Source organism: Aliivibrio sifiae, assembly GCF_002954705.1.
Classification (GTDB): Bacteria; Pseudomonadota; Gammaproteobacteria; order Enterobacterales; family Vibrionaceae; genus Aliivibrio; species Aliivibrio sifiae_A.
The window spans coordinates 298,897-311,915 of the sequence record NZ_MSCO01000003.1 but is presented as its reverse complement, the minus strand read 5'-3'; the positions used below and the strand labels follow the sequence as shown (position 1 = coordinate 311,915).

General features: G+C 44.2%; 27 protein-coding genes. All 27 read right to left on the bottom strand.

Features of this window, described 5'->3' with window-relative positions; translation table 11 throughout:
* Positions 1-9: 9 nt before the first annotated feature.
* Positions 10-630: a 30S ribosomal protein S4 gene (gene rpsD / locus BTO22_RS18900; RefSeq protein ID WP_045103035.1), complete on the bottom strand. Its 621-nt coding sequence runs from the start codon at positions 628-630 to the stop codon at positions 10-12.
* A 31-nt stretch (positions 631-661) separates the two neighbouring features.
* A complete protein-coding gene (gene rpsK, locus BTO22_RS18895) occupies positions 662-1,051 on the bottom strand; it encodes a 30S ribosomal protein S11 (RefSeq protein ID WP_005303517.1) in 390 nt (129 codons plus the stop codon).
* A 21-nt stretch (positions 1,052-1,072) separates the two neighbouring features.
* Positions 1,073-1,429, bottom strand: coding sequence for a 30S ribosomal protein S13 (rpsM, locus tag BTO22_RS18890; protein WP_012549170.1), 357 nt, complete (start codon positions 1,427-1,429; stop codon positions 1,073-1,075).
* Positions 1,430-1,578: 149 nt separating this feature from the next.
* Positions 1,579-1,692 (bottom strand): 50S ribosomal protein L36, encoded by a 114-nt coding sequence (gene rpmJ / locus BTO22_RS18885; protein WP_044583162.1) that lies wholly within the window; start codon positions 1,690-1,692, stop codon positions 1,579-1,581.
* 27 nt (positions 1,693-1,719) lie between these two features.
* Positions 1,720-3,051: a preprotein translocase subunit SecY gene (gene secY, locus BTO22_RS18880; RefSeq protein ID WP_045103036.1), complete on the bottom strand. Its 1,332-nt coding sequence runs from the start codon at positions 3,049-3,051 to the stop codon at positions 1,720-1,722.
* A gap of 20 nt (positions 3,052-3,071) precedes the next feature.
* Entirely contained in the window at positions 3,072-3,506 is a 435-nt protein-coding gene (rplO, locus tag BTO22_RS18875; RefSeq protein WP_105056815.1) for a 50S ribosomal protein L15, read from the bottom strand.
* Between the two features lie 6 nt (positions 3,507-3,512).
* Entirely contained in the window at positions 3,513-3,692 is a 180-nt protein-coding gene (gene rpmD / locus BTO22_RS18870; protein ID WP_045103038.1) for a 50S ribosomal protein L30, read from the bottom strand.
* Between the two features lie 5 nt (positions 3,693-3,697).
* Positions 3,698-4,198, bottom strand: a complete 501-nt coding sequence (gene rpsE / locus BTO22_RS18865; protein ID WP_060993960.1) for a 30S ribosomal protein S5 — start codon at positions 4,196-4,198, stop codon at positions 3,698-3,700.
* Positions 4,199-4,212: 14 nt separating this feature from the next.
* Positions 4,213-4,566 carry a 50S ribosomal protein L18 gene (gene rplR, locus BTO22_RS18860; protein ID WP_045103040.1) on the bottom strand — a complete coding sequence of 118 codons (354 nt, stop codon included), beginning with the start codon at positions 4,564-4,566 and terminating at the stop codon, positions 4,213-4,215.
* Between the two features lie 9 nt (positions 4,567-4,575).
* The gene (gene rplF / locus BTO22_RS18855) at positions 4,576-5,109 is read right to left on the bottom strand and encodes a 50S ribosomal protein L6 (protein WP_105056814.1); all 534 of its coding nucleotides are present in this window, start codon (positions 5,107-5,109) and stop codon (positions 4,576-4,578) included.
* Between the two features lie 12 nt (positions 5,110-5,121).
* A complete protein-coding gene (rpsH, locus tag BTO22_RS18850; protein ID WP_045103042.1) occupies positions 5,122-5,514 on the bottom strand; it encodes a 30S ribosomal protein S8 in 393 nt (130 codons plus the stop codon).
* A gap of 29 nt (positions 5,515-5,543) precedes the next feature.
* Positions 5,544-5,849, bottom strand: a complete 306-nt coding sequence (gene rpsN / locus BTO22_RS18845) for a 30S ribosomal protein S14 (protein WP_060993962.1) — start codon at positions 5,847-5,849, stop codon at positions 5,544-5,546.
* Positions 5,850-5,866: 17 nt separating this feature from the next.
* The gene (gene rplE, locus BTO22_RS18840) at positions 5,867-6,406 is read right to left on the bottom strand and encodes a 50S ribosomal protein L5 (protein WP_061005632.1); all 540 of its coding nucleotides are present in this window, start codon (positions 6,404-6,406) and stop codon (positions 5,867-5,869) included.
* Positions 6,407-6,429: 23 nt separating this feature from the next.
* Entirely contained in the window at positions 6,430-6,747 is a 318-nt protein-coding gene (gene rplX, locus BTO22_RS18835; RefSeq protein ID WP_060993964.1) for a 50S ribosomal protein L24, read from the bottom strand.
* 11 nt (positions 6,748-6,758) lie between these two features.
* A complete protein-coding gene (rplN, locus tag BTO22_RS18830) occupies positions 6,759-7,130 on the bottom strand; it encodes a 50S ribosomal protein L14 (RefSeq protein WP_012549159.1) in 372 nt (123 codons plus the stop codon).
* Between the two features lie 171 nt (positions 7,131-7,301).
* Positions 7,302-7,556 (bottom strand): 30S ribosomal protein S17, encoded by a 255-nt coding sequence (rpsQ, locus tag BTO22_RS18825; protein WP_105056813.1) that lies wholly within the window; start codon positions 7,554-7,556, stop codon positions 7,302-7,304.
* Positions 7,556-7,747 (bottom strand): 50S ribosomal protein L29, encoded by a 192-nt coding sequence (rpmC, locus tag BTO22_RS18820; RefSeq protein WP_005417238.1) that lies wholly within the window; start codon positions 7,745-7,747, stop codon positions 7,556-7,558. Before rpmC ends, rpsQ begins: the two co-directional genes overlap by 1 nt.
* Positions 7,747-8,157 (bottom strand): 50S ribosomal protein L16, encoded by a 411-nt coding sequence (gene rplP, locus BTO22_RS18815; RefSeq protein ID WP_045103048.1) that lies wholly within the window; start codon positions 8,155-8,157, stop codon positions 7,747-7,749. Before rplP ends, rpmC begins: the two co-directional genes overlap by 1 nt.
* An 11-nt stretch (positions 8,158-8,168) precedes the next feature.
* The gene (gene rpsC, locus BTO22_RS18810) at positions 8,169-8,867 is read right to left on the bottom strand and encodes a 30S ribosomal protein S3 (RefSeq protein ID WP_045103049.1); all 699 of its coding nucleotides are present in this window, start codon (positions 8,865-8,867) and stop codon (positions 8,169-8,171) included.
* A gap of 19 nt (positions 8,868-8,886) precedes the next feature.
* The gene (gene rplV / locus BTO22_RS18805) at positions 8,887-9,219 is read right to left on the bottom strand and encodes a 50S ribosomal protein L22 (RefSeq protein WP_045103050.1); all 333 of its coding nucleotides are present in this window, start codon (positions 9,217-9,219) and stop codon (positions 8,887-8,889) included.
* Positions 9,220-9,229: 10 nt separating this feature from the next.
* Positions 9,230-9,508 (bottom strand): 30S ribosomal protein S19, encoded by a 279-nt coding sequence (rpsS, locus tag BTO22_RS18800; protein WP_012549154.1) that lies wholly within the window; start codon positions 9,506-9,508, stop codon positions 9,230-9,232.
* Positions 9,509-9,527: 19 nt separating this feature from the next.
* Complete coding sequence (gene rplB / locus BTO22_RS18795) at positions 9,528-10,352, bottom strand: 50S ribosomal protein L2 (protein ID WP_105056812.1); 825 nt, start codon at positions 10,350-10,352, stop codon at positions 9,528-9,530.
* Between the two features lie 15 nt (positions 10,353-10,367).
* Complete coding sequence (gene rplW / locus BTO22_RS18790; protein WP_060993966.1) at positions 10,368-10,670, bottom strand: 50S ribosomal protein L23; 303 nt, start codon at positions 10,668-10,670, stop codon at positions 10,368-10,370.
* Positions 10,667-11,269, bottom strand: coding sequence for a 50S ribosomal protein L4 (gene rplD, locus BTO22_RS18785; protein WP_060993967.1), 603 nt, complete (start codon positions 11,267-11,269; stop codon positions 10,667-10,669). The genes rplW and rplD overlap by 4 nt, the downstream gene beginning before the upstream one ends.
* A gap of 17 nt (positions 11,270-11,286) precedes the next feature.
* Positions 11,287-11,916 carry a 50S ribosomal protein L3 gene (gene rplC, locus BTO22_RS18780; RefSeq protein ID WP_060993968.1) on the bottom strand — a complete coding sequence of 210 codons (630 nt, stop codon included), beginning with the start codon at positions 11,914-11,916 and terminating at the stop codon, positions 11,287-11,289.
* Positions 11,917-11,928: 12 nt separating this feature from the next.
* Positions 11,929-12,240: a 30S ribosomal protein S10 gene (gene rpsJ / locus BTO22_RS18775; RefSeq protein WP_005417222.1), complete on the bottom strand. Its 312-nt coding sequence runs from the start codon at positions 12,238-12,240 to the stop codon at positions 11,929-11,931.
* A 613-nt stretch (positions 12,241-12,853) separates the two neighbouring features.
* Positions 12,854-13,019 (bottom strand): EF-Tu C-terminal domain-related protein (locus tag BTO22_RS18770; RefSeq protein WP_445595388.1); only part of this gene is annotated, 166 nt, incomplete at its 5' end.

Below are 13,019 nucleotides of genomic sequence, written 5' to 3'. Positions count from 1 at the left end.
ATTTAAGCCTTACTTAGAGTAAAGCTCGACGATCAAGTGTTCGTTGATGTCGGCAGACAAATCAGAACGTTCAGGAAGACGCTTAAACGTACCTTCCATTTTGCCAGCATCTACTTCAATCCAAGTTGGTTTTTCGCGTTGTTCAGCAACTTCTAGAGCAGCTTTAATACGTGATTGCTGTTTAGCTTTTTCACGAATCGAAACAACGTCGTTAGCCGCAACTTTGAAAGAAGGAACGTTAACTACTTTACCATTAACTAGAATAGACTTATGGCTAACTAGTTGACGAGATTCAGCACGTGTAGCACCAAAACCCATACGGTAAACTACGTTATCTAGACGACCTTCAAGAAGTTGAAGTAGGTTTTCACCTGTGTTGCCTTTAATACGAGCAGCATCTTTGTAGTAGTTACGGAATTGTTTTTCTAGAACGCCGTACATACGACGAACTTTTTGCTTCTCACGAAGCTGAACGCCATATTCAGATAGACGACCGCGACGAGCGCCGTGTACACCTGGAGCGTTATCGATCTTACACTTGGTATCGATCGCACGTACGCCTGATTTAAGGAATAAATCAGTGCCTTCGCGACGGCTAAGCTTCAGCTTAGGACCCAAATATCTTGCCATGTTCTTTCTCCAATATTCCTAGAAACGAAACTTAAACGCGACGTTTCTTAGGTGGACGACAACCGTTATGAGGGATCGGAGTAGCATCAACGATGTTTGTGATGCGGTATCCAGCAGCGTTTAGTGCACGGATAGTTGACTCACGACCAGGACCAGGGCCCTTAACCATAACTTCAAGGTTCTTAACGCCATATTCTTTGGCCATTTCACCACAACGTTCAGCAGCAACTTGTGCAGCAAACGGAGTAGATTTACGAGAACCACGGAAACCAGAACCACCTGCAGTAGCCCAAGCTAGTGCATTACCTTGACGGTCAGTAATGGTTACGATTGTGTTGTTGAAAGAAGCATGGATATGCGCTACGCCATCCGCTACTTGCTTGCGAACGCGCTTACGAGCGCGAGTAGGTTGTTTTGCCATTGTACTCTCTACCTTATCCGATTATTTTTTGATCGGCTTGCGCGGACCTTTACGGGTACGTGCGTTGGTTTTAGTACGCTGTCCACGTAATGGTAGACTGCGACGGTGACGAAGACCACGATAACAACCAAGGTCCATAAGACGCTTAATGTTCATCGATACTTCACGACGTAAGTCGCCTTCGACAGTGTATTTGGCAACACCATCACGCAGAATATCAATCTGCTCATCATTCAGTTCACTGATCTTAACATCTTCAGCAATACCAACTGCAGCTAAAATAGCTTGCGAGCGAGTCTTACCGATGCCGTAAATCGCTGTTAAAGCGATTACTGCGTGTTTATGATCAGGAATGTTAATGCCTGCTATACGGGCCACTATTCACTCCTAGTACTTTTTCTTAAGAAGAGTCACAACAAAGCCCGATGAGGATACGTTGCGACTATAACTACTTCTTTTGCACACAAAAGGTAGGCCGAGAATAATACTCGGCCTAACTTAATATATCAAGTAAAAATTTCTGCTAATTAACCTTGGCGTTGCTTATGCTTTGGTTCAACACAAATTATACGCACAACACCGTTGCGCTTAATAACTTTACAGTTGCGGCAGATTTTCTTAACGGAAGCACGAACTTTCATTGCTAAACTCCGTAAATGGACCTGAAATTAACGGCCGTAGCCTTTCAGATTAGCTTTCTTCAAAACGGACTCATACTGCTGAGACATCAGATGAGTCTGAACCTGTGCCATAAAGTCCATGATAACAACAACTACGATTAGTAGGGAAGTACCGCCGAAATAAAAGCGAACGTTCCAAGCTATCATCATAAACTCAGGGATCAGACAGATAAAGGTAATATACATCGCACCAGCTAAGGTTAAACGGGTCATAACTTTATCAATATATTTCGTAGTCTGTTCACCTGGGCGGATTCCGGGTACGAATGCACCAGACTTCTTCAAGTTATCAGCTGTTTCACGCGGGTTAAACACCAACGCTGTATAGAAGAAACAGAAGAAGATAATTGCTGCTGCATAAAGCATTACGTATAACGGCTGACCAGGGCTTAACGCCATGGAAACATCAGTTAACCAACCGAATGTTCCTTCACCATTACCACCAAACCACTGAGCCAATGTCCCAGGGAATAGTATAATACTAGATGCAAATATTGCAGGAATCACACCAGCCATATTAATTTTAAGAGGCAAGTGAGTACTTTGAGCTGCAAATACCTTACGGCCTTGCTGACGCTTCGCGTAGTTAACAACAATACGACGTTGACCACGTTCCATGAACACTACAAAGTAAATTACTGCAAACGATAACACTGCAATTAGTAATAGAAGAAGCACGTGCAGTTCACCTTGACGCGCCTGCTGGATCGTTTCACCGATAGCTGGTGGTAAACCTGCAACGATACCTGTGAAAATAATCAAAGATATACCGTTACCGATGCCACGCTCAGTAATTTGTTCACCTAACCACATTAAGAACATGGTACCAGTTACTAAACTTACTGTAGCTGTCAGATAGAACATCATGTCAGGATTAGCAACTAACCCTGGAATCATGCTTGGTAAACCGGTTGCAATCCCAATTGCTTGGAATGTCGCCAGCACCAAGGTGCCATAACGTGTGTACTGGTTAATCTTACGACGACCAGACTCACCTTCTTTTTTCAATTCTGCTAGAGGTGGATGAACAACTGTTAACAGCTGAACAACGATAGATGCCGAAATATACGGCATAATACCTAGAGCAAGAATTGAGGCACGCGACAGTGCACCACCAGAGAACATGTTAAACAGTTCAATGATGGTACCCTGCTGCTGTTCGAAAAGATCAGCAAGGACAGCAGCGTCAATCCCAGGAATTGGCACAAATGAGCCTGCTCGGAACACTAAAAGCGCACCTATAACAAATAACAGACGCGATTTCAGTTCAGCTAGGCCGTTCTGAGCACTATTTACTTCTTTTCCTGGTTTCTTTGCCATTGTACCTCATCCTTCGAGGATTATTCCTCGATCTTACCGCCTGCAGCTTCAATCGCAGCTTTAGCGCCTTTCGTTACGCGTAGACCTTTAACAGTTACAGCAGTAGCGATTTCACCAGAAAGTACAACTTTCGCGAACACAATGTTCTTAGTGATTACGTTAGCAGCTTTAAGGCTGTTTAGATCGATAACGTTACCTTCAACTTTAGCAAGTTCGCCTAAACGAACCTCTGCAGTTACTAGGCTCTTACGTGAAGTAAAGCCAAATTTAGGTAGACGTTGTTTCAGAGGCATTTGACCACCTTCAAAACCAACGCGAACTTTACCGCCAGAACGTGATTTTTGGCCTTTGTGACCACGGCCACCAGTTTTACCTAGGCCTGAACCGATACCGCGACCTACGCGCTTCTTAGAAGCGTTAGAACCAGCAGCCGGTGATAGAGTATTCAAAAACATTACTGATTACTCCTCAATATTAACCATATAGCGAACTTTGTTGATCATACCGCGGTTACACGGAGTATCAGCAATTTCTACTGTATGGTTGATGCGACGAAGACCTAGACCTTTAAGACACAAAACGTGCTTAGGTAGGCGACCGATAGAGCTTTTAGTCTGAGTTACTTTGATAGTTTTAGACATGGTACTTACTCCGAAATAGATTCAACAGTTAGACCACGCTTAGCAGCTACCATTTCAGGTGACTTAACACTACTTAGGCCAGAAATCGTTGCACGAACAACGTTAATTGGGTTAGTAGAGCCGTAAGCTTTAGCTAGTACGTTGCGGACACCCACAACTTCTAGCACTGCACGCATAGCACCACCAGCAATGATACCTGTACCTTCTGAAGCAGGTTGCATGTACACTTTAGAACCAGTGTGGCGACCTTTAACAGAGTGGTGAAGAGTACCTTCGTTAAGTGCAATCGTAAACATGTTACGACGTGCTTTTTCCATTGATTTTTGAATCGCTGCAGGTACTTCACGGGCTTTGCCGTAACCGAAACCTACGCGACCATTACCGTCACCAACAACTGTTAGTGCAGTAAAACTAAAGATTCGACCACCTTTAACCGTTTTAGAAACACGGTTAACAGCAATTAGCTTTTCGTTCAAATCTGTAGCTTGTTGTTGTTCTTTAGCCATCTTCCAACCCTACCTTAGAATTTCAGACCAGCTTCGCGAGCAGAATCTGCTAGCGCCGCTACTCGGCCGTGGTATTGGAAACCAGAACGATCGAAAGCAACATTAGTAATGCCTTTTTCGATAGCGCGCTCAGCAATCAGTTTACCAATTGCTTCAGCAGCCGCTTTGTTGCTAGTGTTTCCAACTTGCTCACGGATTGCCTTTTCTACAGTAGAAGCGGCAGCGATAACCTCTGAGCCGTTTGGTGCGATTACCTGAGCGTACGTATGACGCGGAGTACGGTGCACTACAAGGCGAGTTGCACACAGTTCAGCAATCTTACGACGTGCACGTGTAGCACGACGGATGCGAGATGCTTTCTTATCCATAGTGATACCCTACTTCTTCTTAGCTTCTTTAGTACGCACGATTTCATCGGCGTAACGAACACCCTTGCCTTTGTAAGGCTCAGGTTGACGGTATGAACGAAGGTCCGCAGCAACTTGACCAACTAATTGCTTATCACAACCAGTTAAAACGATCTCAGTTTGAGTTGGACACTCAGCTTTAATACCTTCCGGTAGAGCGTGCTCTACAGGATGAGAGAAGCCAAGAGTAAGGCCTACAGCGTTGCCTTTCATAGCAGCACGGTAACCTACGCCTTTAAGAATTAGCTTCTTAGTAAAGCCTTCATTTACACCGATAACCATATTGTTTACTAGTGCACGAGCTGTACCAGCTTGTGCCCAAGCATTAGCAACGCCTTCGCGTGGACCAAATACAATAGAGTTATCTTCTTGTGAAACAACTACAGCGTCGTTAAGTACGCGAGTTAGTTCACCTTTACCACCTTTAATAGTGATTTCCTGGCCGTTCAGTTTAACTTCTACGCCAGCAGGAAGAACCACAGGTGCTTTAGCAACACGAGACATATCCTACTCCTATTAAGCTACGTAGCAGATAATTTCGCCACCAAGACCAGCTTTACGCGCAGCGCGGTCAGACATAAGGCCTTTTGATGTAGAAACAACAGCAATACCAAGACCACCCATAACAGATGGTAACGCGTCGTTCTTCTTGTAAACACGAAGACCTGGACGAGAAACTCGTTGGATTTGCTCGATAACTGGTTTAGCTTGGAAATACTTAAGAGTGATTTCTAGCTCAGGTTTGATTTCGCCTTCAACAGCGAATTCAGCGATGTAGCCTTCAGCTTTAAGAAGTGCAGCAATTGCAACTTTAAGCTTTGAAGAAGGCATTTTAACAGCAACTTTATTTGCTGATTGACCGTTGCGAACGCGGGTCAGCATATCCGAAATCGGATCTTGCATGCTCATAAGATTTACTCCAAATGATTAAGTGGCAATTACCAGCTAGCCTTACGAAGACCCGGAATCTCGCCTTTCATGCAAGCTTCGCGAACCTTAATACGGCTTAAACCGAATTTACGTAGGTAACCGTGTGGACGACCAGTTTGGTTGCAACGATTACGCTGACGAGATGCACTTGAATCACGAGGTAGAGCTTGCAATTTAAGAACTGCATCCCAACGCTCTTCTTCAGAAGCATTTACATCGCTAATTAGAACTTTTAACGCAGCACGCTTTTGAGCGAACTGAGCTACAAGTTTTGCACGTTTAGCTTCACGTGCTTTCATAGATTGTTTAGCCATAACAGTAACCCTTCACCTTACTTACGGAATGGGAAGTTAAAGGCAGTCAGCAGAGCTCGGCCTTCCGCATCTGTATTCGCTGACGTCGTGATAGTAATATCAAGACCGCGTACACGATCAACTTTATCATAGTCGATCTCAGGGAAGATGATTTGCTCGCGAACGCCCATGCTGTAGTTACCGCGACCGTCAAAAGACTTCGCGCTAACACCACGGAAATCACGTACTCGTGGAAGTGCAATAGAGATTAAACGCTCTAAGAATTCCCACATACGTTCGCCACGCAGGGTTACTTTACAACCGATTGGGTAGCCTTCACGGATTTTGAAACCAGCAACAGATTTACGTGCTTTTGTAATCAATGGTTTTTGACCAGAGATAATTGCCATATCGGCAGCAGCGTTTTCTAGTAGTTTCTTATCGTTGATTGCTTCACCAACACCCATGTTTAGGGTAATTTTTTCAACCCTAGGGACTTGCATGACGCTTGTGTAGCTGAACTCTTTGGTAAGCTCAGCGACTACAGACGACTTGTAGTAATCATGCAGTTTCGCCATAGTAGAACTCCAAATTACTTCTATTAGTTAGAAACAGTTTCGCCGTTAGATTTAAAGAAACGAACTTTCTTACCATCTTCAAAACGGAAACCGATACGGTCCGCTTTACCAGTTGCTTCATTGTAGACCGCGATGTTAGAAGCATCAATTGCTGCTTCTTTCTCAACGATTCCACCTTGTTGACCAAGAGCCGGAACTGGCTTCTGGTGCTTTTTAACAAGGTTGATGCCTTCAACGATAACTTTACCGGTCTCAAGAACCTTAGTTACTTTACCTTTCTTGCCTTTATCTTTACCGACAAGAACGATTACTTCGTCATTACGACGGATTTTAGCTGCCATCTGACCGCTCCTTACAGAACTTCTGGTGCTAGTGAAACAATTTTCATGAATTTCGCATTACGAAGTTCACGAGTCACTGGACCAAAGATACGTGTACCGACTGGTTGCTCAGTAGTGTCATTCAACAATACGCAAGCGTTACGGTCAAAGCGAATGATAGAACCGTCTGGGCGACGAACGCCTTTACGGGTGCGCACTACTACCGCCTTCAGAACATCACCTTTTTTAACTTTACCGCGAGGAATTGCTTCCTTAACAGTAACTTTAATGACGTCTCCGATATGTGCATAACGGCGGTGAGAGCCACCCAGGACCTTAATACACATTACCTTGCGCGCGCCAGAGTTATCTGCAGCGTCAAGTGTACTTTGCATTTGGATCATTGTTAGTGCTCCGCTAAATATTTAAATAGACCCATCACGGGTCGGACTGCCTCTCTAAAAGAGGATGGGGAGTGTATCACCATTCTTTTCATAAAGGTAGTCAAAAAATAAACAGCTCCAAAAAAAATTAATTGGAGCTGTTTACATGTATCGCTATCGAATCAGCAAAAATTAAGCTTTTGCTTTTTCAATAATGTTTACCAGAGTCCAAGACTTAGTCTTAGACAGTGGACGACATTCACGAATCGCAACTAGGTCGCCTTGGCCACACTCGTTGTTTTCATCATGTGCGTGAAGCTTAGTCGTACGCTTGATGTATTTACCGTAGATCGGGTGTTTCACCATGCGTTCAATAGCAACAACAATAGACTTGTCCATTTTGTCGCTAATTACACGACCTTGCATAGTACGAATTTTCTCGCTCATTATGCGCCAGCCTTCTCATTCAGTAAAGTTTTAACACGTGCGATATCACGACGTACAGCTTTCAGAGTATGAGTTTGCTGTAGTTGACCAGTCGCAGCTTGCATGCGCAAGTTAAACTGTTCACGTAGCAAATTCAAAAGCTCTTCATTTAGCTCTTCAACGTTTTTCTCGCGTAGATCTTGTGCTTTCATCACATCACCTGCTTAGTTACAAAAGTAGTTTTGATAGGCAGTTTACGTGCCGCTAGGCGGAACGCTTCACGTGCCAACTCTTCAGGTACGCCGTTCATTTCGTACATAACCTTTCCAGGTTGGATTTGGGCTACCCAGTACTCAACGTTACCTTTACCCTTACCTTGACGAACTTCAAGCGGTTTTTCTGTGATAGGTTTGTCTGGGAACACACGGATCCAGATTTGACCTTGACGCTTAATGTGACGCGTCATAGCACGACGTGCCGCTTCAATTTGACGAGCAGTTAGACGACCACGGCCTACAGCTTTAAGACCGAATTCGCCGAAGCTCACTTCAGTACCTTTAGCAAGACCACGGTTACGACCAGTCATAACCTTACGGAACTTAGTACGTTTTGGTTGTAGCATCAGTCAGCTCCTTACTTACGGCTTCTACGCTGCTTCTTAGGCTTGTCAGCCTTAGGCTCTACTGCATTAGCAGCTGGCATACCGCCTAGAACTTCACCTTTGAAGATCCAAACTTTAACGCCGATCACACCGTATTGAGTGTGAGCCGAAGAAGTTGCGTAATCAATGTCAGCACGTAAAGTATGTAGAGGCACACGACCTTCACGATACCATTCAGAACGTGCGATTTCAGCACCGCCAAGACGGCCGCCTACTTGTACTTTGATGCCTTTCGCGCCTAGACGCATTGCATTTTGTACCGCACGCTTCATAGCGCGACGGAACATAACACGACGTTCTAGTTGAGAAGCAATGCTATCAGCTACAAGTTGAGCGTCTAGCTCTGGCTTGCGAACTTCTGCAATGTTGATTTGCGCTGGAACACCTGCGATTTTAGCTACGCCTGCGCGTAGTTTTTCTACGTCTTCGCCTTTCTTACCGATTACTACGCCTGGACGAGCAGTGTGAATAGTCACACGGATGCTCTTCGCAGGACGCTCGATAACGATGCGAGATAGAGATGCTTTTTTCAGTTCTTTAGTAAGATACTGACGTACCTTGAAGTCGCCGTCTAGGTTGTCAGCGAACTCTTGGCTACTAGCAAACCATGTAGCATTCCAAGGCTTAACGATGCCAAGACGAATACCATTAGGATGTACTTTTTGACCCATTTGCTTAATCTCCTAGTCTTTAACGATCAGCTACAACGATAGTGATGTGGCTTGAACGCTTCAAGATGCGATCTGCACGACCTTTAGCACGAGGCATAATACGCTTCATGATAGGGCCTTCGTCTACGAAGATTTTAGCGACATTTAGATCGTCGATATCTGCACCTTCGTTGTGTTCAGCGTTTGCGATAGCAGACTCAACAACTTTCTTAATTAATACTGCAGCTTTTTTGTTGCTGAAAGTAAGAATTTCAAGAGCTTGGTCTACTGATTTCCCACGAATTTGGTCCGCAACTAAGCGAGCCTTTTGTGGAGAAATGCTGGCAAAACGATGTTTAGCAATAGCTTCCATATTCTACCTCCTAACGCTTTTTAGCTTTCTTATCTGCAGCATGGCCGCGATAAGTACGAGTAGGTGCAAATTCGCCCAGCTTGTGACCAATCATGTCTTCTGTAACGAAAACTGGTACATGCTGGCGACCATTATGGACAGCGATGGTCAAGTTGATCATAGTTGGAATGATCATTGAACGACGGGACCAAGTCTTAATAGGCTTTTTGTCTCCGCTTTCCACCGCTTTCTCTACCTTCTTCAGCAAGTGTAGGTCAATAAAAGGACCTTTCTTGAGAGAACGTGGCATGGCGATTCCTCTTTATAGATTATTTGTTACGACGACGTACAATGTACTTGTCAGTAGATTTATTCTTACGAGTCTTGAAGCCCTTAGTTGGCATACCCCAAGGTGATACTGGGTGACGACCGCCTGATGTACGACCTTCACCACCACCGTGTGGGTGATCCACTGGGTTCATTGCAACACCACGTACCGTTGGACGAACACCGCGCCAGCGTGTAGCACCGGCTTTGCCTAGCTCACGTAGCATGTGTTCAGAGTTACCAACTTCACCGATAGTCGCACGACCTTCAGAAAGAACTTTACGCATCTCACCAGAGCGTAGACGTAATGTCACGTAAGCGCCATCACGAGCAATGATTTGTGCGTATGCACCAGCAGAACGTGCAACTTGCGCGCCCTTACCAGGTTTTAATTCAACACAGTGAACAGTAGAACCTACTGGGATGTTGCGCAATGGTAAGCAGTTACCTGCTTTGATTGGCGCATCAACACCTGATTGAACTGTATCGCCGGCTTTAATACCTTTTGGTGCGATAATGTAACGACGCTCACCGTCTGCGAACAGAACAAGTGCAATGTTTGCACTACGGTTTGGATCGTATTCTAAACGTTCAACGATAGCTGGGATGCCATCTTTAGTACGTTTAAAGTCAATTAGACGGTAGTGTTGCTTATGACCACCACCAACGTGACGTACTGTAATACGACCGTTATTGTTACGACCACCAGATTTAGAGTTTTTCTCTAAAAGAGGTGCGTATGGCTTACCCTTATGTAGGTCAGCGTTAACGATTTTTACAACGTGACGACGACCAGGGGAAGTCGGCTTACATTTAACAATAGCCATTTTTAACTACTCCTGTTATTCCGCGCCGCCAACGAAGTCTAGGTCTTGACCTTCTTTCAAGATTACGTACGCTTTTTTCACGTCTGAACGACGGCCTTGGCGTGCACCTTGACGTTTGGTCTTGCCCTTAGTGATAAGGGTATTTACAGACTTAACTTCAACTTCAAACAACTTTTCTACTGCTGCTTTAATCTCTTTCTTAGTTGCATTGATTGCTACTTTGAAAACAATAGTGTTATTGCCTTCAGCAGCCATCGTTGCTTTTTCAGAGATATGTGGGCCACGTAGGACTTTTAGTAGACGCTCTTCACTGATCATGCCAGCATCTCCTCAACTTGCTTAACTGCAGCTGCAGTCATTAGAACCTTGTTGAATGCAACTAGGCTTACTGGATCAATACCAGCAACGTCACGTGCGTCAACTTTATATAGGTTACGAGCAGCTAAGAATAGATTCTCGTCTACTTCGCCAGTTACGATAAGAACATCGTTAAGCTCAAGCTCTTTAAGCTTAGCAACTAGCTCTTTAGTCTTTGGTGCTTCTACAGAGAAGTTGTCAACAACGATCAAACGGTCTTGACGAACTAACTCAGAAAGAATGCTCTTTAGAGCACCACGGTACATTTTTTTGTTTACTTTTAAGCTGTGATCTTGTGGTTTCGCAGCAAAAGTAACACCACCTGAACGCCAGATTGGGCTACGAATAGTACCCGCACGAGCTCGGCCTGTACCTTTTTGACGCCATGGCTTAGCGCCACCGCCAGATACTTCTGAACGTGTTTTTTGAGCGCGAGTACCTTGACGAGCACCTGCTGCATAAGCAACAACTACTTGGTGTACAAGAGCTTCGTTAAACTCACGTCCGAAAGTAGTTTCGGAAACAGTTAGTGCCGCAGCACCTTTAACCATTAGTTCCATTACATACTCCTAAGACGTTATGCTTTAACAGCTGGTTTAACGATCACGTTGCCACCTGTTGAGCCTGGTACTGCACCTTTAATAAGAAGCAGATTGCGCTCAGCGTCAACACGTACGATCTCTAGGTTTTGAGTCGTACAACGCTCAGCACCCATGTGACCTGCCATTTTTTTGCCTTTAAATACGCGACCTGGAGTTTGACATTGGCCAATTGAACCCGGAGCACGGTGAGACAAAGAGTTACCGTGAGTCATATCTTGAGTACGGAAGTTCCAACGCTTAACAGCGCCTTGGAAGCCCTTACCTTTAGATGTACCAGTAACGTCTACTTTTTTGATTTCGTTAAAGATTTCAACACTTAGCTCAGCGCCAACTGCGAATTCTTCACCGCTTTCTAAACGGAATTCCCAAAGACCGCGACCTGCTTCAACACCTGCTTTCGCAAAGTGACCAGCTTCAGGCTTAGATACGCGGTTAGCTTTCTTAGAACCACAAGTAACTTGAATTGCGTTGTAGCCATCTGTTTCTACAGTTTTCACTTGAGAAACACGGTTAACTTCAACTTCAACTACTGTTACTGGGATAGAAACGCCTTCTTCGGTAAAGATGCGGGTCATGCCCACTTTACGACCGACTAGACCAATCATAATAATCTCCCCTTAACCTAGGCTAATTTGAACATCAACGCCAGCAGCAAGGTCTAAACGCATTAGTGCGTCAACAGTTTTATCTGTTGGCTCAACAATGTCGATTAAACGCTTGTGAGTACGAATTTCGTACTGGTCACGTGCGTCTTTGTTAACGTGAGGAGAAGTAAGAACAGTAAAACGCTCTTTACGAGTAGGTAGTGGAATAGGACCACGAACCTGAGCGCCAGTGCGCTTAGCTGTTTCAACGATTTCCGCTGTAGACTGATCGATTAGCTTGTAATCGAATGCTTTTAGGCGGATACGTATACGTTGGTTCTGCATGAGACAGAGCTCCAATAATAAATACACAAACAATATCGCCACTCAATCCCGTTAAAACGAGAGAATGCCGATTGATTTATGTGAAACCATAGGTCCAAAATTAGGACACATTGTCAGTTAACTTATATTAGAATTTAGTCTAATGATTGCTCAACAGTCTAATTTCAAATAATGTTAACCGCGAACATAAGCTGAGTATTCATTCTAAGTACTAACCCTACTCTGTAGGAATCAGCACTTTCCTCGCTGCTCATTGGTTCACAACTGACTTAAGCCAGTGCGATGCATTATACAGATCACACTTTTAGTTGCAAGCATTGTTTGAAAAACAAACGAAAAAAATCATGACTAGAAACGATGAGAGAAACAATCAAACATAAGCCCCTCCTCTCTAAGTAATATTTTCATTTCAACAAAAAATGACATATTAAATAATACCAACGTGATTAATTAGATCCTTGTTATTGGTATCACTACCATTTACTTGCTCTTATAGTATCTAGAGCAAAGCGTTCTAGTTAGCGAAGGGGATAGTATTTATTTATGGGCAACAAAAAGGGAAGCCTAAGCTTCCCTTTTTTAGTCATGCGATTTATCGCAAAATCTTCAGCTATTAAGCGAAGATTTTAGCAACAACACCAGCACCAACTGTACGGCCACCTTCACGGATTGCGAAGCGTAGACCTTCGTCCATTGCGATTGGAGCGATTAGCTCAACCGTCATTTGAACGTTGTCACCAGGCATTACCATTTCAACACCTTCTGGAAGTGTGATATCA